This window comes from Streptomyces sp. NPDC026500 (assembly GCF_055567635.1).
This window is the reverse complement of the sequence record NZ_JBVHQB010000004.1, coordinates 417,318-438,203: the sequence shown is the minus strand read 5'-3', so window position 1 is coordinate 438,203 and position 20,886 is coordinate 417,318. Positions and strand designations below refer to the sequence as shown.

At 71.7% G+C, this 20,886-nt stretch carries 17 protein-coding genes and 1 pseudogene; 12 read left to right on the top strand and 6 right to left on the bottom strand.

The annotated features are described in order from the left end of the window. Positions 1-116: 116 nt before the first annotated feature. The 7 genes from ACZ4N5_RS10215 (at position 117) to ACZ4N5_RS10185 (ending at position 8,495) form a co-directional block, all read left to right on the top strand. Positions 117-2,375 (top strand): molybdopterin oxidoreductase family protein, encoded by a 2,259-nt coding sequence (locus tag ACZ4N5_RS10215; RefSeq protein ID WP_467756640.1) that lies wholly within the window; start codon positions 117-119, stop codon positions 2,373-2,375. A gap of 183 nt (positions 2,376-2,558) precedes the next feature. Continuing rightward, on the top strand, positions 2,559-3,218 hold the full coding sequence (locus ACZ4N5_RS10210; protein ID WP_467756639.1) for a copper resistance CopC family protein: 660 nt from the start codon (positions 2,559-2,561) through the stop codon (positions 3,216-3,218). Then, positions 3,205-3,987 (top strand): class F sortase, encoded by a 783-nt coding sequence (locus ACZ4N5_RS10205; RefSeq protein WP_467756638.1) that lies wholly within the window; start codon positions 3,205-3,207, stop codon positions 3,985-3,987. The genes ACZ4N5_RS10210 and ACZ4N5_RS10205 overlap by 14 nt, the downstream gene beginning before the upstream one ends. A gap of 237 nt (positions 3,988-4,224) precedes the next feature. Further along, positions 4,225-5,568 carry an ABC transporter ATP-binding protein gene (locus ACZ4N5_RS10200; RefSeq protein WP_467756637.1) on the top strand — a complete coding sequence of 448 codons (1,344 nt, stop codon included), beginning with the start codon at positions 4,225-4,227 and terminating at the stop codon, positions 5,566-5,568. 183 nt (positions 5,569-5,751) lie between these two features. Continuing rightward, a complete protein-coding gene (locus ACZ4N5_RS10195; RefSeq protein ID WP_467756636.1) occupies positions 5,752-7,140 on the top strand; it encodes an aldehyde dehydrogenase family protein in 1,389 nt (462 codons plus the stop codon). Between the two features lie 10 nt (positions 7,141-7,150). Further along, positions 7,151-8,233, top strand: coding sequence for a Zn-dependent alcohol dehydrogenase (locus ACZ4N5_RS10190; protein ID WP_467756635.1), 1,083 nt, complete (start codon positions 7,151-7,153; stop codon positions 8,231-8,233). A 79-nt stretch (positions 8,234-8,312) separates the two neighbouring features. Next, the gene (locus tag ACZ4N5_RS10185; RefSeq protein WP_467756634.1) at positions 8,313-8,495 is read left to right on the top strand and encodes a zinc ribbon domain-containing protein; all 183 of its coding nucleotides are present in this window, start codon (positions 8,313-8,315) and stop codon (positions 8,493-8,495) included. Between the two features lie 107 nt (positions 8,496-8,602). On the opposite strand, the gene ACZ4N5_RS10180 is transcribed toward ACZ4N5_RS10185, so the two are convergent. Next, positions 8,603-9,244, bottom strand: coding sequence for a TetR/AcrR family transcriptional regulator (locus ACZ4N5_RS10180; protein WP_467756633.1), 642 nt, complete (start codon positions 9,242-9,244; stop codon positions 8,603-8,605). Positions 9,245-9,332: 88 nt separating this feature from the next. On the opposite strand from ACZ4N5_RS10180, the pseudogene ACZ4N5_RS10175 reads away from it, so the two are divergent. The 3 genes and pseudogenes from ACZ4N5_RS10175 (at position 9,333) to ACZ4N5_RS10165 (ending at position 11,528) form a co-directional block, all read left to right on the top strand. Then, positions 9,333-10,477, top strand: a pseudogene (locus ACZ4N5_RS10175) (acyl-CoA dehydrogenase family protein). Positions 10,478-10,550: 73 nt separating this feature from the next. Further along, positions 10,551-10,805 (top strand): YiaA/YiaB family inner membrane protein, encoded by a 255-nt coding sequence (locus ACZ4N5_RS10170; RefSeq protein WP_467756632.1) that lies wholly within the window; start codon positions 10,551-10,553, stop codon positions 10,803-10,805. A 96-nt stretch (positions 10,806-10,901) separates the two neighbouring features. Next, positions 10,902-11,528, top strand: a complete 627-nt coding sequence (locus tag ACZ4N5_RS10165) for a TetR/AcrR family transcriptional regulator (RefSeq protein WP_467756631.1) — start codon at positions 10,902-10,904, stop codon at positions 11,526-11,528. A gap of 91 nt (positions 11,529-11,619) precedes the next feature. Here ACZ4N5_RS10165 and ACZ4N5_RS10160 read toward each other — a convergent pair whose 3' ends face one another. Beyond that, entirely contained in the window at positions 11,620-12,081 is a 462-nt protein-coding gene (locus ACZ4N5_RS10160; RefSeq protein WP_389082321.1) for a MaoC family dehydratase, read from the bottom strand. Positions 12,082-12,185: 104 nt separating this feature from the next. Between ACZ4N5_RS10160 and soxR the strand changes: the two genes are divergently transcribed. Beyond that, on the top strand, positions 12,186-12,737 hold the full coding sequence (soxR, locus tag ACZ4N5_RS10155) for a redox-sensitive transcriptional activator SoxR (protein ID WP_467756630.1): 552 nt from the start codon (positions 12,186-12,188) through the stop codon (positions 12,735-12,737). 216 nt (positions 12,738-12,953) lie between these two features. On the opposite strand, the gene ACZ4N5_RS10150 is transcribed toward soxR, so the two are convergent. Then, positions 12,954-14,060, bottom strand: coding sequence for an RNA ligase (ATP) (locus ACZ4N5_RS10150; RefSeq protein WP_467756629.1), 1,107 nt, complete (start codon positions 14,058-14,060; stop codon positions 12,954-12,956). Positions 14,061-14,396: 336 nt separating this feature from the next. Next, complete coding sequence (locus ACZ4N5_RS10145; protein ID WP_467756628.1) at positions 14,397-14,999, bottom strand: hypothetical protein; 603 nt, start codon at positions 14,997-14,999, stop codon at positions 14,397-14,399. 297 nt (positions 15,000-15,296) lie between these two features. Between ACZ4N5_RS10145 and ACZ4N5_RS10140 the strand changes: the two genes are divergently transcribed. Next, the gene (locus ACZ4N5_RS10140) at positions 15,297-18,089 is read left to right on the top strand and encodes a penicillin acylase family protein (protein ID WP_467756627.1); all 2,793 of its coding nucleotides are present in this window, start codon (positions 15,297-15,299) and stop codon (positions 18,087-18,089) included. A gap of 95 nt (positions 18,090-18,184) precedes the next feature. Here the strand turns inward: ACZ4N5_RS10140 and ACZ4N5_RS10135 are convergent, their stop codons facing one another. Continuing rightward, complete coding sequence (locus ACZ4N5_RS10135) at positions 18,185-19,507, bottom strand: lipase family protein (protein WP_467756626.1); 1,323 nt, start codon at positions 19,505-19,507, stop codon at positions 18,185-18,187. A gap of 126 nt (positions 19,508-19,633) precedes the next feature. Beyond that, the gene (locus ACZ4N5_RS10130) at positions 19,634-20,881 is read right to left on the bottom strand and encodes an exo-beta-N-acetylmuramidase NamZ family protein (RefSeq protein WP_467756625.1); all 1,248 of its coding nucleotides are present in this window, start codon (positions 20,879-20,881) and stop codon (positions 19,634-19,636) included. Between the last annotated feature and the right edge of the window lie 5 nt (positions 20,882-20,886).

Sequence of the window (20,886 nt, the reverse complement as noted above, 5' to 3'; positions counted from 1 at the left end):
ACCCGGCGCGCGGAATTCCGACGTGACCCCCTGCGGGCCCTCCCCGCCATGCGTACCGGTCGGTATGCTCGGTCGCGTCCGTGTGCCACCGAAGCCACCGCCCTCCGGGAGGACCCGTGTCCCGCACCTCCGGCACCACCCCCGACTCCCGAACCGCCCTGCGCGTCTGCCCCCTGTGCGAAGCCACCTGCGGGCTGACGCTGACCATCGAGGGCACCCGGGTGACGGGTGCCCGGGGTGACCGCGACGACGTGTTCAGCAAGGGGTTCATCTGCCCGAAGGGCGCCTCGTTCGGGGCCTCCGACGGCGACCCCGACCGACTGCGCACCCCCCTTGTCCGCGAGAACGGCGAACTGCGGGAGGCCACCTGGGAGGAGGCCTTCGACACGGTGGCCGCCGGACTGCGCTCCGTCGTCGAGCGGTACGGACCGCACGCCCTCGGCGTCGTCCTCGGCAACCCGAACGTGCACACCATGGCCGGCGCCCTCTACCCGCAGGTCCTGCTCGGTGCCCTGCGCACCCACAGCGTCTTCACCGCCTCCACGGTCGACCAGATGCCCAAGCACGTGTCGAGTGGCCTGCTGTACGGCGACGCCAACGCGATCCCCGTGCCGGACCTGGACCACACCGACCACCTGCTGCTCATCGGCGCCAACCCGCTGGAATCCAACGGGAGTCTGTGCACCGCCCCCGACTTCCCCGGCAAGCTCCGGGCGCTGCGGGCCCGCGGCGGCACGCTGACCGTCATCGACCCGCGCCGGACCCGCACGGCCAAACTCGCCGACCGCCATGTGGCCATCCGCCCCGGCACCGACGCGAGCCTCCTCGCGGCGATGGCGTACGTCCTCTTCGAGGAGAAGCTCGTCGACCTCGGCGCGCTCGCCCCGCACGTCCAGGGAGTCGATGAACTCCCCGACGCCCTGCGGGACTTCACCCCAGAGGCGGCGAGCGCGGCCTGCGACGTGGACGCCGGCACCATCCGGGAGCTGGCGCGCGAGCTGGCCGCGGCGCCCACTGCCGCCGTCTACGGCCGCATCGGCAGCTGCACCGTCCCGCACGGCACCCTCGCCAGCTGGCTCGTGGACGTGCTCAACATCCTCACCGGCAACCTCGACCGGCCCGGCGGCGCCCTCTTCCCGATGGCCGCCACCGACCGGACGCCCCGTCCGGCGGGCCCCGGTCGCGGCTTCGCGCTCGGCCGCTGGCACAGCCGGGTGAGCCGGCACCCGGAGGCGAAGGGCGAACTGCCGCTGGCCGCCCTGGCGGAGGAGATCGACACCGCGACCGCGGACGGCAACGCGGTCCGTGCCGTCATCGCCGTCGCCGCCAACCCCGTCCTGTCCGCACCCGACGGCCTCCGTCTCGACAAGGCGCTCGAATCGCTGGACTTCATGGTCAGCGTCGACCCGTACCTGAACGAGACCTCGCGCCACGCCCACGTCGTGCTGCCGCCGCCTCCGCCTTCCCGGAGCGCGCACCACGACTTCGCGTTCAACACCCTCGCCGTCCGCAACCAGGTCCGCTACAACCGCCCCGCCGTCCCCCTGGAGGATGGCCGGATGGCGGAGACCGAGATCCTCGCCCGGCTCGTCCTCGCCGCGACCGGCATGCACGGCGCCGACCCGTCCGCCGTGGACACGATGGTCATCGAGGGCACCCTCGGCAAGGCGGTCGGGGACACCGCGTCGCCGGTGCACGGGCGCGACCCGCGCGAACTCGCCGCCGCCCTCACCGGCGAGAACGGCCCCGAGCGCCGGCTCGACATGATGCTGCGCCTCGGCCCGTACGGCGAAGGCTTCGGCGCGCGCCCCGACGGACTGACCCTGGACAAGCTGCTCGCGCATCCGCACGGAATCGACCTCGGACCGCTCGCCTCCTGCCTGCCGCAGCGGCTGAAGACCCGCAGCGGGAAGATCGAGCTGCTCCCCGAACCGATCGCCGGCGACCTGCCGCGCCTTCGGGACGCGCTCCGCGAACGCCCGTCGGCCATCGTCCTCGTCGGCCGACGGCATCTGCGCTCCAACAACAGCTGGATGCACAACGTCCCGGCGCTCACCGGCGGTTCCAACCGCTGCACCCTGCACATCCACCCCGACGACGCGGCCCGGCTGGGGCTCGCCGACGGGTCGGCCGTACGCGTCAAGGGCGCCGGAGGTGAGGTGATCGCCCCCGTGGAGGTCACCGACACCGTACGGCGCGGCGTGGTGAGCCTTCCGCACGGCTGGGGGCACGACCGCCCCGGCACCCGGATGAGTCACGCGGCCCTGGACCCCGGCGTCAACGTCAACCAGCTCCTCGACGGCTCGCTGCTCGACCCGCTGTCCGGCACGGCGGTCCTCAACGGGGTGCCCGTGGACCTGGCGGCCTGCCCCTGAGCCGTCACCGGGGCCCGAGGCCGCGGCGTTGCGCGAGGCGGCGCTGCGGCCCGGGACGGCCTTGCGCCGGAAGGGCGATATCCGACGGGGGCCGGGCGCCGTTGCGGCCGTTTCCGGAGGGTATGTGAGAAGTAGTCAGATGAAGTGATTCGTATGACAATCATCTGACTCGGAGGAACTCGCATGTCCACCTCGTCCCTCTCGTACCGCTCCGTGCCACGTCGCGGCGCCGGTGCCCTCGCGGCCCTCGCCGTCGCGGGCACCACCCTCCTCGGCGCCCCGGCCGCCGTCGCCGCCCCCGGCGACAACCGCGACGTCAAGGTCCACGACGCGGACACCGCGGTCGACAGCCGGCGGGACGATCAGACGGTCTGCCGCTTCTACCTCGACGGCTTCAACTTCGACAGGGGGCAGCGGATCACCTGGTTCATCGTGACCCAGCCCCTGGTCGCGGGCGGCGCCAACCTCAGAGGCAGCCTGGACCTGCCGACCGGTCAGGGCCGGACGCCCCTGCCCAACCTGACCCTGCCGAACGGCCAGTACAAGCTGACCTGGCGGGTCGTGGGCGAGGACGGCGCGGGCACGAGCGAGGTCTTCACGGTCGACTGTCCCTCCGGCAGTCCGTCCCCGACGCCGAGCACCACAGCCACCAACCCGGGCGGCGGCCCCGGCGGACACCAGCGCGGACCGGGTGACCCCAACGGAGGGCCCCCCGCGGGTGGCGGCGGTCTCGCCCATCCGCGGAACTTCTCCCCGGTCGCCGGTGCGGCGGCCGCGGGTCTCGTCGTGGCCGGTGGAGTCGTGTTCCTGCGGCTGCGCCGACGCTCCGATGGCGCCGCGTAGACGACGGAGGCCCTGGTACCGGACGCGCGCCTACCGCCTGACGCGGACCCTGGTGGTCACCGTCGCGCTGGTGGTGGGCGGCGTCTGGTGGGCGGGGGACGGCGAGCCCGCCGGGACGGCGGCGTCCGCCGCCGCACCCGACGACGCCGCCGCCTCCCCCGCTCCGGCCGGGGCGGCGGGCGCCGGGCACGGGCCGGACGCCCACCCCGGCGGCGACGCGCGCGGTCCGCGGCAGCACCGCTCCCCGGCCGTCCGCCCGGCCCGGCCCGCACCCCCACCCCCGCCCCCGCCGCTGCCGCGCTCCCGGGCCGCCTCCCTGCGCATTCCCTCCCTCGGCCTCGACGCGCCGGTCGTCGGTCTCCGGCTGGACCGCGAGCGAAAACTCACCGCGCCGCCCGTGGACGATCCGAAACCCGTCGGCTGGTACACGGACGGTCCCACGCCGGGCGAACGCGGCACGGCCCTCGTCGTCGGCCATCGCGACACCCGGACGGGACCCGCCGTCTTCGCCCCGCTCGAACGGATCCGGCCCGGCGCACGCGTCGAAGCCCGGCGCGTGGACGGGCGGACCGCCGTCTATACGGTCGACGTCGTACGCACGTACGCGAAGGCGCACTTCCCCGACCAGGAGGTGTACGGCGACCGGGGGCGCCCCGAACTGCGTCTGATCACCTGCGGTGGCGCCTATGACCGCAAGACCGGATACGCCGCGAACCTCATCGCCTTCGCCCACCTCACGGCGGTCGGAGGGCGGGCCGGCACCCCCTGACGCGAGCCGTCGGGCGCCGAACCGGGGCAGCCGCCGCAGCCCGCGTCCTGCCCCGGCCCGACCGGTATCCGATCGTCCGTTTCCGCCCGTACCGAACCCGCCCGTCCGATACCGCTAGGTGTCTTCCCCCGGGCGTGTGCGGTCCGTTAGCTTCCGTGACTCAAGGTCCCGTACGACCCGTACGGGACGACCGGCCGCGGAGCACCAGCGCCTTGCACGCCCCCGGGGGCACACGTCATGACACGCGCCATCTCCCTGCACCACGTCAGCAAGTCGTACACCCGCGGGGTCCGTGTGGTGGAACGGCTGTCGCTGGACATCCGGCCCGGCGAATTCCTCGTCCTGCTGGGCCCCTCCGGCTGCGGCAAGTCGACCGTGCTGAGGATGATCGCGGGGCTGGAGGAGGTCACCGAGGGCGAGGTGCGGCTCGACGGGGAGTACGCCAACGACCTGCCGCCGTCCGCGCGGAACATGGCGATGGTGTTCCAGAACTTCGCCCTCTACCCGAGCATGACCAGCCGCGACAACATCGGCTTCCCGCTGCGCATCGAGACACCCGGCGAGGACCCCCGCGCGCGGGTGGACGCCACCGCCCGGATGCTCGGCATCCAGGACCTCCTCGACCGTTTCCCCAACCAGCTCTCCGGCGGGGAGCGGCAGCGCGTCGCGATGGGACGGGCGATAGCGCGCCACCCCTCGGCCTTCCTGATGGACGAGCCGCTGTCCAACCTCGACGCCAAACTCCGCAACCACCTGCGGGCCGAAATCTCCCGGCTCACCAGGGAGTTGGGCGCCACCACGGTCTACGTCACCCACGACCAGGCCGAGGCCATGTCCCTCGGCGACCGGGTCGCCGTGCTGCGCGGCGGAGTCCTCCAGCAACTGGGCGCGCCCCGCACGGTCTACGGGCTGCCCGCGAACGTCTTCGTCGCCGCCTTCATCGGCACCCCGCGGATCAACCTGCTGCGCGGGCTCGTCCGGGCCCCGCTCGACGGCGCCATGACGATCAGCCTCGGCAAGCAGTATCTGCGGCTGCCCGAACCCCTGTGTCTGGACCACCAGTTGCTCCGGGTGCAGCAGGGCCGTGAGGTGATCGTCGGGCTGCGCTCCGAGGCCGTACGGCTCGCCAAACCGTCGGACGCCCGGCCGGGTGAAGTGGCGATCAGCGGTCTGGTCGAGCACGTCGAGTTCCAGGGGCACGAGGTCCTCGTCCACTTCAACACGGGCTCGAGGCCCGCCTTCGTACCGGAGCTGGAGTCGCCGCGCCCGGCCCGTGCGACGCGTCGGAGGCGCCGTGACGGCACTGTCCTCGACCGGCTGCGGGCGCGCGCCGGGACGCTGCGGGCCGGGCCGGTGGTCGTCCTCGACCATCCCTCGGACGCGGAGACCGATCTTCCCGGGCAGGCACCGCCCGAAGGCAGGCTGCCCGGCGATCTCGTCGTGCGGACCACGCCCGACATCGAACTCCGCCACGGCATGCAGATCCCGCTCCTCGTGGACATCGCCCACCTGTTCGTCTTCGACCGGAGCGGCGAACGGATCTGTCCGGCACCGGAGCGGCTGCCGGACCTGGACGAGTGAATCCCGGGGGTTGCGTGGCGCAGCCTCCTGCCGGGTTGCTCCTGCCGGGTGCCGGGTGCCGGGGGGTGCGACGGGCCGTGGACCTGGGCCGGGGCCCTACTTGCGGCGGGTCCCCCTGGCGCCGCAAAACTATCACCGCTAGTTTAGGGGACGGACGACGCTGCCCCGCCCGGGAGGAACACGATGAAGGCACATGACGGCATGTACATCGACGGGGCGTGGCGCCCCGCAGCCGGACGGGACACGATCGAGGTCGTGAACCCGGTCGACGAGCAGGTGATCGGCCACGTCCCGGCGGGCACGGCCGAGGACGTCGACGCCGCCGTACGGGCCGCCCGCGCCGCGTTCCCGCGCTGGGCCGCGACCGCGCCGGCCGAACGGGCCGCCCGCCTGGCCGCCCTGAGGGACGTCCTGGCGGCGCGCAAGGACGAGATCGCCGAAACCGTCACCGCCGAGCTCGGATCGCCGCTCGCGTTCTCCCAGACGGTGCACGCGGGCGTCCCCGTACTGGTCGCCGGTTCCTACGCCGAACTGGCGGCGACGTACGCCTTCGAGGAGAAGGTCGGCAACTCGACCGTCTATCAGGAGCCCGTCGGTGTCGTGGGCGCGATCACGCCCTGGAACTACCCGCTCCACCAGATCGTCGCCAAGGTCGCCCCCGCGCTCGCCGCGGGTTGCACGGTCGTCCTGAAGCCCGCCGAGGACACCCCGCTCACCGCCCAGCTCTTCGCCGAGGCCGTGGCCGAGGCGGGCGTCCCGGCCGGTGTCTTCAACCTGGTCACCGGCCTCGGACCGGTCGCGGGCCAGGCCCTCGCCGAGCACCCGGACGTCGACCTGGTCTCCTTCACCGGCTCCACGGCGGTCGGCAGGCAGATCGGCGCGACCGCGGGCGCCGCCGTGAAGCGCGTCGCCCTCGAACTCGGCGGCAAGTCCGCCAACGTCATCCTGCCGAGCGCCGATCTCGCCAAGGCCGTGAACGTCGGCGTCGCCAACGTGATGTCCAACTCCGGCCAGACGTGCAGCGCCTGGACCCGCATGCTGGTCCCCGCCGACCGCTACGACGAGGCGGTCGAGCTGGCCGCGACCGCCGCCGCGAAGTACGGCGACCGGATCGGCCCCGTCGTCAACGCCAAGCAGCAGGCCCGGGTGCGCGGTTACATCGAGAAGGGCGTCGCCGAGGGCGCGCGGCTCGTCGCGGGCGGCCCCGAATCCCCGCGCGAGCAGGGTTACTTCATCAGCCCCACCGTCTTCGCCGACGTCACCCCGCAGATGACGATCGCGCAGGAGGAGATCTTCGGCCCGGTCCTCTCGATCCTGCGCTACGAGGACGAGGAGGACGCCCTGCGGATCGCCAACGGCACCGTGTACGGGCTCGCCGGCGCGGTGTGGGCGGGCGAGGAGGCCGAGGCGGTCGCCTTCGCGCGGCGGCTCGACACCGGCCAGGTCGACATCAACGGGGGACGTTTCAACCCCCTGGCCCCCTTCGGCGGATACAAGCAGTCGGGCGTGGGGCGCGAACTCGGCGCCCACGGCCTCTCCGAGTACCTCCAGACCAAGTCCCTCCAGTTCTAGGAGCGTTCACGTGGTTCGCGCCGCTGTCCTGCCCGCCGTGGGTGCCCCGCTGGAGATCGCCGAGATCGAACTCCCCGACCTGGGACCGGGCCAGGTCCGCGTGAGACTGGCCGCCGCCGGGGTCTGCCACTCCGACCTGTCCCTGTCCAACGGCACCATGCGGGTGCCGGTGCCGGCCGTCCTCGGCCATGAGGGCGCCGGTACCGTCGTCGCGGTCGGCGAGGGCGTCACCGAGGTCGCGCCCGGCTCCCGTATCGTCCTCAACTGGGCTCCCTCCTGCGGGAGTTGTCACGCCTGCTCGCTCGGCGAGGTGTGGCTGTGCGCCAACGCGCTGACCGGTGCGGGAAACGTGTACGCCCATCGCGCCTCCGACGGGAGCGATCTGTACCCCGGCCTGAACGTCGCCGCCTTCGCGGAGGAGACGGTGGTGCCGGTGTCCTGCCTGCTGCCCGCCCCGGACGGCATCCCGCTCACCGAGGCCGCCTTGCTCGGCTGCGCCGTCCTCACCGGATACGGCGCCGTCCACCACTCCGCCAAGGTCAGGACCGGCGAGACCGTCGCCGTGTTCGGAGTCGGCGGGGTCGGGCTCGCCGCCCTGCAGGCCGCCCGGATCGCGGGCGCCTCGAAGATCGTCGCGATCGACGTGTCGCCCGACAAGGAGTCGCTCGCCCGCGAGGCGGGGGCCACCGACTACGTCGTCGCCTCCGACGCCACCGCCCGCGAGATCCGCGCCCTGACCGGCAAACAGGGCGTCGACGTCGCCGTCGAGTGCGTCGGCCGCGCCGTCACCATCCGTACCGCCTGGGAGTCGACCCGGCGCGGCGGCCGCACCACGGTCGTCGGCATCGGCGGCAAGGACCAGCAGGTCACCTTCAACGCCCTGGAGATCTTCCACTGGGGCAGGACCCTCGCGGGCTGTGTGTACGGCGACTCCGACCCGGCCCGCGATCTCCCGGTGATCGCGGAGCACGTCCGCGCGGGCCGCCTCGACCTCGGCGGCCTGGTCACCGACCACATCGCCCTGGACGGCATCCCGGCGGCCTTCGACAACATGATCGCCGGCAAGGGCGGCCGAGCACTGGTGGTGTTCTAGCCGCCCAGGGCTGCCTTGGGGGCGTGACAGCCCCAAGGCGGCCTGGTGGCAGGCCTGTTCGGCCCGGATCTCCGGGGCCGTGGAGCGCCGGAGTTGCACCTCCCGCACCTGCCCCCACTGCGGGCACACCGCGAAGGAGAACCGGCCCACCCAGGAAGAGTTCCACTGCGTCGCCTGCGGCCACACCGCCCACGCCGACACAGTCGGAGCACTCAACGTATTACGGGCCGGGCTGGTCCGTCGTACCGCCGGCACGGCGTAACGAGAAGCCCCCGGCTCCGGCCGGGGGAGGAGTCACGTAGAAGCCGAACCACACCCACGCCCGTCCGCCCGCCACACCGGCAGCGCCGGGCAGTCACGCCGCCCCGTTCAGGCCTCCCGGACCAGCTCCGCGTACTGCACGGCGAGGCCGTCCAGCAGCGCGCCGAGCCCCGTCTCGAAGGCCCGCTCGTCGATCTTCTCCTGCTGTTCGGCGAGGAGGTGCGCCTGCCCCAGGTGCGGATAGTCCGCGGGGTCGTACGCGCTCTCGTCGTCCACGAAGCCCCCGGCGAACGACCCCAGCGCGGACCCCATGACGAAGTACCGCATCAGCGCCCCGATCGAGGTGGCCTGGGCGGGCGGCCAGCCCGCTTCGACCATGGCCCCGAAGACGGCGTCGGCGAGCCGGAGCCCGGCCGGCCTGCGGCCCGGTCCGCGCGCGAGGACCGGGACGATGTTCGGGTGGTCGCGCAGGGCGGCGCGGTAGGAGACGGCCCAGTCGCGCAGCGCGGTCCGCCAGTCGCGGCCGCCGTTGAACATCGACAGATCGACCTGCGCGCTCACCGAGTCCGCGACCGCCTCCAGGATCTGGTCCTTGGTGCGGAAGTGGTTGTAGAGGGAGGGCCCGCTCACCCCGAGTTCCGCGGCGAGCCGGCGCGTCGAGACGGCCGCCAGGCCCTCGGCATCCACCAGGGCCCGTGCCGTCTCGACGATGCGGTCGGTGCTGAGGAGGGGCTTGCGCGGTCGGGCCATGGCGCACATAGTAGGGCTGGACCAGTAAACTAGCAGTGCTAATTTAAATGTACGGCTTTCAATGTCGCTATCTGTGGGGTGACCCGGCATGAACCTTGGGCTCAGCGATGAGCAGACCGCCGTCCGGCAGCTTGCCAAGGACTTCGTGCACCGCGAGATCGCCCCGCACGTCGTCGAGTGGGACCGCGCGGAAGACGTCGACCGGTCCATCGTGAAGAAGCTCGGCGAGGTCGGCTTCCTGGGCCTGACCATCGACGAGGAGTACGGCGGCAGCGGCGGCGACCACCTCGCGTACTGCCTGGTCACCGAGGAACTGGGGCGCGGCGACTCCTCCGTGCGGGGGATCGTCTCCGTCTCGCTCGGGCTCGTCGCCAAGACGATCGCGTACTGGGGGAGCGAGGAGCAGAAGCGGCAGTGGCTGCCGGGGCTGACCTCCGGCGAGTACGTCGGCTGCTTCGGGCTCACCGAGCCGGGCACCGGCTCCGACGCGGGCCAGTTGTCGACGAGGGCCGTGCGCGACGGCGACGACTACGTCATCAACGGCTCCAAGATGTTCATCACGAACGGCACCTGGGCCGACGTCGTGCTGCTCTTCGCCCGCTCCACCGACGCCCCGGGCCACAAGGGAGTCTCCGCCTTCCTGGTGCCGGCCGACACCCCCGGTCTGACCCGTCGCACCATCCACGGCAAGCTCGGACTGCGCGGCCAGGCCACCGCCGAACTGGCCTTCGAGGATGTGCGGGTGCCCGCGAGCGCCATGCTGGCGCCCGAGGGCAAGGGCTTCGCGGTGGCCATGTCGGCGCTGGCCAAGGGCCGGATGTCGCGGGCTGCGTCGGCATCGCCCAGGCGGCTCTGGATGCGGCGGTGACGTACGCGACCGAGCGGGAGCAGTTCGGCAAGACGATCGCGCACCACCAGCTCGTCCAGGAACTGCTCAGCGACATCGCCGTCGACGTGGACGCGGCGCGGCTGCTGACCTGGCGGGTCGCCGATCTCATAGACCGCGGGCTGCCGTTCGCCACCGAGTCCTCGAAGGCCAAGCTCTTCGCCTCCGAGGCCGCCGTGCGCGCCGCGAACAACGCCCTCCAGGTCTTCGGCGGTTACGGCTACATCGACGAGTACCCGGTCGGCAAACTGCTGCGCGACGCCCGCGTGATGACCCTCTACGAAGGAACCAGCCAGATCCAGAAGCTGGTCATCGGGCGCGCTCTGACGGGTGTCTCGGCGTTCTGACCCTGAGTACGTGTCTGAGTACCTGAGTACGACGGCGGATGTGGCGGCGGCCACATCCGCCGATCCTTTTCCCATGAGCGAGACACCTGTCAAACAGCAGAACACGGCCGCCTTCTACGGCCAGGCCGTGGCGTCCTTCTCCGTGGCGATGGCCGCCACCGCGCTCGGCATCTTCAAGCTCCAGGCCGACGCGTGGGTGCGGGGCTTCCTGGCCATCGCCGTCCTCTATCTCGTGACGTCGTCCTTCACGCTGGCCAAGGTCATCCGCGACCGTCAGGACGGACCCCGCCCCGGCGGCCGGGTGTACGACCCCTTCGAGAAGCTCTGATTCCCGCCGCGCCATGACCTGGCCGAAGATACTAAGCGCTCGCTCAGGTTCGGGGGTATGGTGTTCACCCTGTCAGTCGAGAAGGGGCGAACAGCGATGAGTACGGCGCAGGAGACGCCCGGCGGCGAGATGCAGCCGTGGGGCGAGGTGACCCCGGACGCGGCACGGCGGCTGCTCGTCGCCGCGGTGGAGGCCTTCGCCGAGCGCGGGTACCACGCGACGACGACCCGGGACATCGCGGGCCGCGCGGGCATGAGCCCGGCCGCGCTGTACATCCATTACAAGACCAAGGAAGAGCTGCTCCACCGGATCAGCCGGATCGGCCACGACAAGGCGCTGGACATCGTGCGCACCGCGGCCGCGGGCGAGGGCACGGCCGCCGAGCGGCTCACCGACGCCGTACGGTCATTCGTCCGGTGGCACGCGGGCCAGCACACCACCGCCCGTGTGGTCCAGTACGAACTCGACGCCCTCGGGCCCGACGCGCGCGCCGAGATCATCGACCTGCGCCGCCAGGTCGACGCGGAGGTCCGCAGCATCGTCCAGGACGGCGTCGCGACCGGCGACTTCGACGTCCCGGACGTGCCCGGCACCACGCTCGCCGTGCTGTCCCTGTGCATCGACGTGGCCCGCTGGTTCAACGTCGACGGCCCTCGCACGCCGGACGAGGTCGGTGCGCTCTACGCCGACCTGGTCCGGCGGATGGTGGGGTACAAGGAGTAGGCCCCCGGGCCTGACGCGAACCTGTCCTTTCCCGGACCTGAGCCCCTCCTGGTCTTTCCCGGAGGGGCGGCGTCGCGGGCTCGGGAACGGCTCAGAGGTAGTAGCGCGAGACCGACTCCGCGACGCAGACCGGCTTGTCGCCGCCCTCGCGCTCCACGGTGAAGGCCACGGAGACCTGGACCCCGCCGGGCACGTCGTCCACCGCAGTGATCGTCGCGGTGGCGCGCAGCCGCGAGCCGACCGGTACGGGGGCGGGGAAGCGGACCTTGTTCGTCCCGTAGTTGACGCCCATCTTCACGCCCTCGACGCTGATCAGCTGCGGGCCGAAGAGCGGCAGCAGCGACAGGGTGAGATAACCGTGCGCGATCGTGGTGCCGAACGGACCCGTCGCGGCCTTCTCGGGATCGACGTGGATCCACTGGTGATCGCCGGTGGCCTCCGCGAAGAGGTCGATCCGCTTCTGCTCGATCTCGACCCAGTCCGTGTACCCCAGCTGTTCGCCCACGGCGCCCCGCAGCTCGTCGACCGTCGCGAACGTCCTCGGCTCTGCCATGTCCCTGGCCTCCCGCATCTCATAGTCTAAGCGACTGCTTAGCATGGTCGGCCGGGAGGCGCATGTCAACGGACCGGACGTGTGACGGTGGGTAGGTTGGAGAGGTGCCCCAGATCCCTGAGACGATCCACGAGCTGACCGTCGGACAGCTGTCGGCCCGCAGCGGCGCGGCCGTCTCCGCCCTCCACTTCTACGAGTCCAAGGGCCTGATCAGCAGCCGCCGCACCTCGGGCAACCAGCGCCGCTATCACCGCGACGCGCTGCGCCGTGTCGCCTTCGTCCGGGCCGCCCAGCGCGTCGGCATCCCGCTCGCCACCATCCGCGAGGCGCTCGCCGAACTCCCCGAGGAGCGGACCCCGACGCGGGAGGACTGGGCCCGGCTGTCGGAGGCCTGGCGCTCCGAACTCGACGAGCGGATCAAGCAGCTCGGCCGACTGCGCGACCACCTCACGGACTGCATCGGCTGCGGCTGCCTCTCCCTGGAGACCTGTGTGCTCTCCAACCCCGACGACGTCCTCGGTGAACGCCAGGCCGGCTCCCGGCTCATGGCGGAGCGCCCCGGAACACAGCCGTCCCCTGGTCCGCCGGAGCGGAGCCGGACGGCGGCATGCGAGGCCGGGCCGCGCCAGGAGCGGGCGGTGGGGGACTGCCGCTGACGCGCCGTCCCCCGCCGCCCCACCCGCCCGACGCGTCCCGCCCCGCCTGCCCGCCGGGTCCGCGCGGTATCCGGCCTGGCCCGTCCAGGCGTGCGCCCCACCCCGGTCCGCACCTGCTTGCGCCACCCGCCCCCGGGGCTGTGGTCTCCGCGTCCCCGGCCCACCCGTACTGCGCGGTTTCGCGTCCCGGCCCACCTGTACTGCGCGTCCCCCGCCCTACTCGTACTCCGTGCCGCCCTTGCGGGTCAGGTACGCCGGGCTGACCGCCTTCGCGATGGCGCGTCCGCCCGTCACCGGGCTGTACCGCTCGGCGGCCACGAAGGTTCCTTCCGGTCCGTCGGGGGCGGGAGCCCCGGGGCGGATCACGACGCCCTCGCGCAGATGCAGCTCGCGACCGGACACCGTCTCCCGGCCGGAGGCGATCTCCAGGACGCGCTCGACGTCGTACGGACCCTCGTACAGCCTTGGCACCAGCGGGAGTTCACCCGTCAGCAGCTCCTGCGCGTCCAGCCAGCGGACCTCGCCGTCGATCTCCGCGGACACGTCGAACACGGCGTAGCCGATCGTCTCGCGGCGCCCGTCGGCGCCGTACGACAGATCCTGCACGCCGGCCCCGTACACCTCGCCGAAGATGCCGACGCGGCGCGCGCCCAGGCGTCCGGCGATCCGGGCGGCGGCCTCCGCGACCCCGTGTCCGTGCACCGCGCGCCAGTACAGATTGCGCGGATCCTCCTTCAGGGCGAGGGACTTGGCGCCGAATCCCTTCGAGGACACCTGGACGCGGTCCTCGTCGGCGAGGTAGGTCAGCAGGCAGGCCGAACCGTGCAGCTTCTCCGTCACGACGACCGGCTCGCCCGGCGTGAAGATGTCCGGGTACCGCTGGATGTTCTCGATGTCGACCCAGGGCAGCAGGTCGGGTGCCGCCTCGACATCGCCGTTCATCGTGGGCGGGACCGGCGGGACCCATTTCACGATGCCGAGGAACTCCGCGAAGTCCGTGCCGTCCTCGGCGGCCCGCGCCAGGTCCACGTCCGCCAGCGCCTTCGGGCGGCACACGATGCCCTGCGAGAGCTCGCCGCGCAGCCGTACCGCCCTGACCCGGTCCGACGCGCTGCCCGCGAGACGCCCGGTCAGACCGAGCTCCTCGATCAGCCCGGCCGGCAGCACGGACTGCTCGGGGATGTAGACGGCCCACTCGCCCGTGCGGTAGGCACCCTTCGCGACCACCGCCCGATACAGGCCCACCTGGGCCAGTTCGAGCGCGTCGGCGTTCGGATGCTCGTGGACGGTCAGCACTTCGGCGGTGACGCGCAGCGTCGACACAGGGGACTCCTCGGGTTGCTCAGCCGTGTTTCATCGCCCCCAACTGTCCGCGGGGGAAACGGCTGGAACCAGCGGATTTACGGCTGCTACGGTCGGCCGCGGATCGGGTCGTCGCCCAGGCGGCATCGGCACGACGGCGCCGTCGTGCCGACACGGGCGCTCTGTTCGGACGGACCGGCACCCTGTCCCCGATGGTGCCGGACACCCCTGACAACCCGGGCGCCGGGAACTGCGCGCCCGGCCACGGACTTTCCGCGGCCGACGGCTCACCCGCAGTTCCCCTGCCCGGTGCCGCTCAGCCCGGCGGAGTTCCGGCCGCCCGGCCCGGCGGGGCACTCACGCGGACACGAGCAGCCGTACGCGCCTGGCGCCGGCCAGCGCTTCCGGGGTCAGGACGGGCCGCGGCACCACGATTCCGCAGCTCGTGCAGACGGGACCCGACGACGGTTCGTGGGCCAGGTCGTACATCCATACGAGGCGCTCACCGGCGCACACCGGGCAGACGGCGCCCGGCTCGCGCTCCAGTGCGGCGATCAGTCGGCGCAGCACCTCGGCCAGTGGTTCATGGGGGTGGACACGGGGGTTGTCGCACCAGGCGACACCGAACCCGCCCCAGGTCAGCCGGTGCCAGTCGTCGACACTGCCCGGCCGGCGCAGCCCGTCGTGCTTCTCCTTCTTGCGACGCTGCGCGAACTCGACCTCGTAGGCGAGCCAGACGGAGCGGGCCTCCTCCAGTTCGTCCAGTGCGGCCACGAGCCGCGCCGGGTCGGGGGAACGGTCCTCGGGACCGAAACCGGCCCGGGAACACAGATGGTCCCAGGTCGCCCGATGCCCGTAAGGGGCAAACCTCTCCAGGCACTTGCGCAGTGAGTACCGCCGCAGTGCCAGATCACACCTCGGATCTCGCACCTGTCTCGCCAGACTCCGGAAACCGGCCATCGCCCTGCACCTCCGTCACACCTGCACCTGAACTCCGGTCACTTCGGCGCCGTCTCGTACGGACGTCGTCGAGTAGACGTATCGACAAGCGATTCGGCTCCATCCAATTTTTCGACGCCCCCATGAGCCACCCGCCGAGTGCCCTGGACCAACCTCCCGTCGCTGTCGGCCAGTTGTCCGCCGGCCGTCCGACGCGCCCTTACCCGCGATGAATCCAAAAAACTGACGCATGCTCATCTTCCAACTCGGGGCTACCGGCGGTAACGTCCGGCCCACCCCCCGTCGGTAGGAGCTGACATGCCACCGAGCACCTCACGCACCACCTTGGACAGACTGAGAACTCCCCGCAGATTCCCCAAGTTCCTCAAGGCAGCATCCCTATGCGTGCTCATTGCCGGTCTTTTGTCGCCGCTTTCCCCGGCGGCCGCCGCCGACACCTCGACCGCGGCCGCCGCGAACGACTACTGCGGCGGTCAGTGTTCGGACATCCTGCCGCCCGGTGAGAACGGCAACGCCACCCTCGCCCAGATCCTGCTCAACCAGGCCTTCGGCACCCAGCCCAGCCACGCAGAGGACCAGCTCGCCCCCTACGGCAACCTGCCCTCCGGCTACTCCACGCTCACCGACGCCAAGATCAACGACTTCTTCAACGACGCCTCCTTCGGCGTCGCCTCGGACCAGGTCGCCTCGACCACCAAGCCCGGCGGCCGTACCGACGTGACGATCGTCCGCGACAAGAAGACGGGCGTTCCGCACATCACCGGCACCACCCGCTACGGCACCGAGTACGGCGCCGGGTTCGCCGCCGCCCAGGACCGGCTGTGGCTGATGGACGTCTTCCGGCACGTCGGACGCGGCCAGCTGACCCCCTTTGCCGGCGGCGCCGCCTCCAACCAGGGCCTGGAGCAGGAGTTCTGGCGCAACGCGCCCTACACCGAGGCGGATCTGCAGGCCCAGATAGACAGCGCGACCAGCAGCGCCGGGGCCCGTGGCACCCAGGCCCTCGCCGACGCGAACGCCTACATCGACGGCATCAACGCCTACATCGACGCCTCCGACAGCGGCCGGTACTTCCCCGGTGAATACGTCCTCACCGGCCACAAGGACTCCATCACCAACGCCGGCACCATCGACCACTTCAAGCTCACCGACCTGGTCGCGCTGGCCTCCGTCATCGGCTCGCTGTTCGGCTCCGGAGGCGGCGGTGAGGTCAACAACGCCCTCTCGCTGCTCGCCGCCCAGTCCCAGTACGGAGTGACCGAGGGCACCAAGGTCTGGGAGTCGTTCCGCGAGCGCAACGACGCGGAAGCGGCGCTCACCGTGCACAACGGCGAGAGCTTCCCGTACGCCGCCAGGCCCGACAGCCCGCAGGGCGAGGCACTGCCCGACGCCGGCTCGGTGGCCCAGGAGCAGCTGGTCTACGACCGCACCGGCAGCGCGGCCACCGCGAGCGCCACCAGCGCCTCGGCCACGGCGGCCAGGACGTCGCTCACCTCCGCCAAGCGCGGTATGTCCAACGCCCTCGTGGTCAGCGGCAAGTACACCGCCAGCGGCCACCCGATCGCCGTCTTCGGCCCGCAGACCGGCTATTTCGCGCCACAGCTGCTCATGCTCCAGGAGATACAGGGCCCGGGCCTGAGCGCCCGCGGCGCCTCCTTCGCGGGCCTGAGCATGTACGTCGAACTCGGCCGCGGCCAGGACTACTCCTGGAGCGCGACGACCTCCGGCCAGGACATCATCGACACCTACGCCGTCGAGCTGTGCCAGGACGACTACCACTACCTGTACCACGGCACCTGCACGGCGATGGACAAGGTCGAGCGCACCAACGCCTGGACGCCGACCGTCGCCGACGGCACCGCTGCCGGCTCGTACCGGATGCAGGTCTACCGGACCAAGTACGGGCCCGTGGAGTACCGCGCGACCGTGGGCGGCAAGAAGGTCGCGTACACCACCCTGCGCTCCTCCTTCATGCACGAGGCCGACTCGATCATCGGCTTCCAGATGCTCAACGACCCGGACTACGTGAAGAGTCCGGCGACCTTCCAGAGCGCGGTGCAGCACATCAACTACACCTTCAACTGGTTCTACGCCGACTCGGCGCACACCGCCTACTTCAACAGCGGTGACAACCCGGTGCGGGCGAGCGGGGTCGACGCCGAGTTCCCCGTGTGGGCGCAGGCCGCGTACGAGTGGCAGAACTGGGACCCGGCCACGAACACCGCCTCCTACACGCCGGCGTCCGCGCACCCCAACTCGGTGGACCAGGACTACTACATCTCCTGGAACAACAAGCAGGCCAAGGACTACACGACGGCCTCCTGGGGCGACGGCTCGGTGCACCGCGGCAACCTGCTGGAGGACCGGGTCGCGAAGCTGGTCGCCGCGGGCGGGGTGACCAGGTCCGCGCTGGTGAAGGCGATGGCCGACGCGGCGCTCGCCGATCTGCGGGCCGAGGACGTGCTCCCCGACCTGCTGAAGGTCGTCAACAGCTCCCCGGTCACCGACTCCACGGCCGCAGCGGCGGTGAGCAAGCTGTCCGCGTGGGTGACGGCGGGCGCCAAACGCACGGAGACCTCGTCCGGTTCGCACACCTACGCCAACGCCGACGCGATCCGCATCCTGGACGCCTGGTGGCCGCTGCTGGTGAAGGCGGAGTTCCAGCCGGGGCTCGGCACTGATCTCTACACGGCGTTCGGCAACAACCTCCCCGTCGACGAGGCACCGTCCGCCGGACACGGACCGACCGGCTCGCACGCCGGAAGCTCCTTCCAGTACGGCTGGTGGAGCTATGTCGACAAGGACATCCGGGCGGTGCTCGGGGAGTCCGTGCAGGGCGGCCTGTCGCAGAAGTACTGCGGCGCCGGCAGCCTCACCGCCTGCCGGGACGCCCTGATCAGCTCGCTGAAGGAGGCGGCCGGCAAGACCGCGTCGGCCGTCTACCCCGGCGACGACCAGTGCTCGGCGGGCGACCAGTGGTGCGCCGACTCGATCGTCCAGCGGACGCTCGGAGGCATCAAGCACGGCAAGATCACCTGGCAGAACCGGCCGACCTTCCAGCAGGTCGTCGAGTACACCTCGCACCGATGAGCACGGAACGGCGCCGACAGGACAGCCCCTAGGGGCGATCGGCACCGGAGCGGCGGCGGGCCAGCGGACGCGGCCCGCCGCCGGCATGAGCTGGGTCAGCGGATGCGGCCCGCCGCCAGCACCAGCTGGGCCAGTTCGCGATGACAGATGTCGCTGTGCGCACCCGCCGGGGCGCCGCCCCGGCACACCACCGAGGCGGCGTCGATGTTCACGCATCCCGAGACCGGCAGCCGGGTGCGCAGCGCCTCGGCGAGCGTGAACGCTCTGGTCCCCGGCACCGCCTGCACCCCGTCGTGGCCCATCGCGCCCCACTGCGCGCCCAGGGCGCTGCCGATGCCGAAGTCCGCCACGACGGACCGGTCGTCTCCCGCCATCCGCGAGGCCAGCGGGTAGATCGTGCCGAGCGCCGAGTCGAAGTGGGAGTAGCAGCACACCAGAGGGCCGTCGATCCGGTTGTACTGCCCGTCCAGCACACCGCTCGCCCGTGCGTCGTGCGGCAGCCGTGCCGCGAACGCGTAGTGCGAGAAGGCGCCTTGGAGCAGTGTCACCGACTTCACCGTGTGCACTCCGGGGGGCAGCCCGCGCAGCGCGAAGGAGACCAGCCGGCCGCCGAAACTGTGCCCGACCAGATGCACGCGCACGTCCGGTGCCGCCGCCGCGAGCTGACCGATCGCCCGTCCGAGCCCGCGCTCACCGACGGTGCCCGCGCGCCGCTTCATCGCGTAGTACGTTGCCTGGCGCAGCAGTTCGAGCGCGCCGTCCCACAGCCGGGGCAGCGCGAACGCGGCGCCACCGGGGGCCTCGGCCCCGGCGAGCGCCTGCGCGAACTCGGCGCACACCGTCGCGGTGTCCCCGAACAGCATCTCGGGATCGCTCTCCGGCACGCCCTCCGCCAGGGTGTCCGCCGCGAAGGAGGTCTGCGGTCCCTGTGGACGGACCTCGACGAGCAGCCGTACGAGACGGCCGAATTCCTCCAACGAGGCTCCCTCGTCGGGTTGTTGATCGAGCAGCCGGGCGATCTGCTCGACCACGGTGGCGCGGCCGGGGAACACCTCCAGAAGGGCGTGCCGGGTGTTCTTGCCGAGCAGTGAACCCTCGTCCGAGGTGACCTCGGCGGCCACCGACGGGGGGAAGTGGGGGATCGGCTCGTCCGAGAACCGCATCGAGGGCCAGACCACCCCCACGTAGCCGAGGCGCGCGGCCGGCGCGAGCCCCGGGACGGGTTCGAAGAAGCCGCTGAAGAGGCGGGTGGCCGCCGAACGGTCGTTGTTCCAGCCGTGCGTGAAGACGATCAGGTCGCGGACCTTGCGTCGCGACACCTCCTCGATCCATCGGTCCCGCTCGCGGCCGTCCGCGTCTCCGTCCGCGTCGAACGTGAGCTCCCAGTAGGGAGAAACACTCACTGCCGGTTCCGTCATGAGAGGCCCCCTGACCCCGCGAGTGGCGCGATATGGGCGCATCGTCCACCCGGCGGGGAAAGTTGGCCATACGTCACGACTTACTCGTCACGCATCCGTCACTCGTCCGCGGAAAAGGGCGGTGGCTCACTTGTAGATGAGGTAGTGCTTCCGAACCCTGCGGAAGGCCTCCAGCTCGTCCTGCCAGGCCGCGACGACCTCGTCGGTGCCCGCGCCCGCGTCGATCATCGTGCGCACCAGCGTCGAGCCCGTCAGCTTGTCGATCCAGTTGTCGGAGCGCCAGGCGAAGCCGCTCCAGACCTTCTTCGCGGTCACCAGGAGGGCGATTCCGGTGCGGACCGGCTCGTACGCCGCCCGGTCGTGCACATGGATCTGGACACCCCCGATGGTCTTGCCCTGGAACTTGGAGAAGGTGGGAGCGAAGTACGCCTCTCTGAAGTGCACGCCGGGCAGCCCCAGTTCACCGGCCGCCGCGGCCCAGCGCCCGTCGACGCCCTCCGCGCCGAGCAGTTCGAACGGCCGCGTCGTGCCCCGCCCCTCGGACAGGTTCGTCCCTTCGAAGAGGCAGGTCCCGGAGTACACCAGCGCGGTGTCCGCCGTGGGCATGTTCGGGCTCGGCGGCACCCAGGGCAGCCCCGACGCGTCGTAGAACTCCCCGCGCCGCCAGCCCGACATCAGCACGGTGTCCAGTTCCACGGGCGCCGCCAGGAACTCCCCGTTGAAGAGCCGGGCCAGCTCCGCCACCGTCATCCCGTGCGTCTGCGCGATCGGCTGCCGTCCGACGAACGTCGCGAACTCCTTGTGCAGGACCGGCCCTTGGGCCGACCGCCCGGTGACCGGGTTCGGCCGGTCGAGCACCACGAACCGCTTGCCGGCGAGCTGCGCCGCCTCCATGCAGTCGTACAGCGTCCAGATGTACGTGTAGAAGCGCGCTCCAACGTCCTGGATGTCGAAGACGACGGTGTCCACGCCGGAAGCGGTGAAGATGTCGGCTAGGGCCTGACCGCTCTTCAAGTACGTGTCGTAGACGGGGAGTCCGGTCGAGGGGTCGTCGTAGCGGCCCTCGGAACCGCCGGCCTGAGCGGTGCCCCGGAAGCCGTGCTCGGGGCCGAACACGGCGACCAGGTCCACGCGGTCGTCGGCGTGCATGACGTCGACGATGTGGCGGACGTCGCGGGTGACGCCCGTGGGGTTGGTGACCATGCCGACGCGCCCGCCGCCGAGTCGGGAGTACCCGGCCCCGGCGAGACGCTCGAAGCCGGTGCGGAGCCGGGTGCCGGGATTCGCGGCCCGCTCCGCCGCCCCGGCGGGCAGGGGGGTGAGGGCCGCCGCGGCGGTGCCGGCCGCGAGCAGTGAGCGTCGGGACATGCGCATGGTGG

What these genes read in the sequence shown, in the direction of transcription:
- ACZ4N5_RS10210 (WP_467756639.1), top strand. Translation starts at nt 2,559, where the DNA reads ATGTCCACCTCGTCCCTCTCGTACCGCTCCGTGCCACGTCGCGGCGCC.
- ACZ4N5_RS10205 (WP_467756638.1), top strand. Translation starts at nt 3,205, where the DNA reads ATGGCGCCGCGTAGACGACGGAGGCCCTGGTACCGGACGCGCGCCTAC.
- ACZ4N5_RS10200 (WP_467756637.1), top strand. Translation starts at nt 4,225, where the DNA reads ATGACACGCGCCATCTCCCTGCACCACGTCAGCAAGTCGTACACCCGC.
- ACZ4N5_RS10195 (WP_467756636.1), top strand. Translation starts at nt 5,752, where the DNA reads ATGAAGGCACATGACGGCATGTACATCGACGGGGCGTGGCGCCCCGCA.
- ACZ4N5_RS10180 (WP_467756633.1), bottom strand. Translation starts at nt 9,244, where the DNA reads ATGGCCCGACCGCGCAAGCCCCTCCTCAGCACCGACCGCATCGTCGAG.
- ACZ4N5_RS10170 (WP_467756632.1), top strand. Translation starts at nt 10,551, where the DNA reads ATGAGCGAGACACCTGTCAAACAGCAGAACACGGCCGCCTTCTACGGC.
- ACZ4N5_RS10165 (WP_467756631.1), top strand. Translation starts at nt 10,902, where the DNA reads ATGAGTACGGCGCAGGAGACGCCCGGCGGCGAGATGCAGCCGTGGGGC.
- ACZ4N5_RS10160 (WP_389082321.1), bottom strand. Translation starts at nt 12,081, where the DNA reads ATGGCAGAGCCGAGGACGTTCGCGACGGTCGACGAGCTGCGGGGCGCC.
- ACZ4N5_RS10145 (WP_467756628.1), bottom strand. Translation starts at nt 14,999, where the DNA reads ATGGCCGGTTTCCGGAGTCTGGCGAGACAGGTGCGAGATCCGAGGTGT.
- ACZ4N5_RS10140 (WP_467756627.1), top strand. Translation starts at nt 15,297, where the DNA reads ATGCCACCGAGCACCTCACGCACCACCTTGGACAGACTGAGAACTCCC.
- ACZ4N5_RS10135 (WP_467756626.1), bottom strand. Translation starts at nt 19,507, where the DNA reads ATGACGGAACCGGCAGTGAGTGTTTCTCCCTACTGGGAGCTCACGTTC.
- ACZ4N5_RS10130 (WP_467756625.1), bottom strand. Translation starts at nt 20,881, where the DNA reads ATGCGCATGTCCCGACGCTCACTGCTCGCGGCCGGCACCGCCGCGGCG.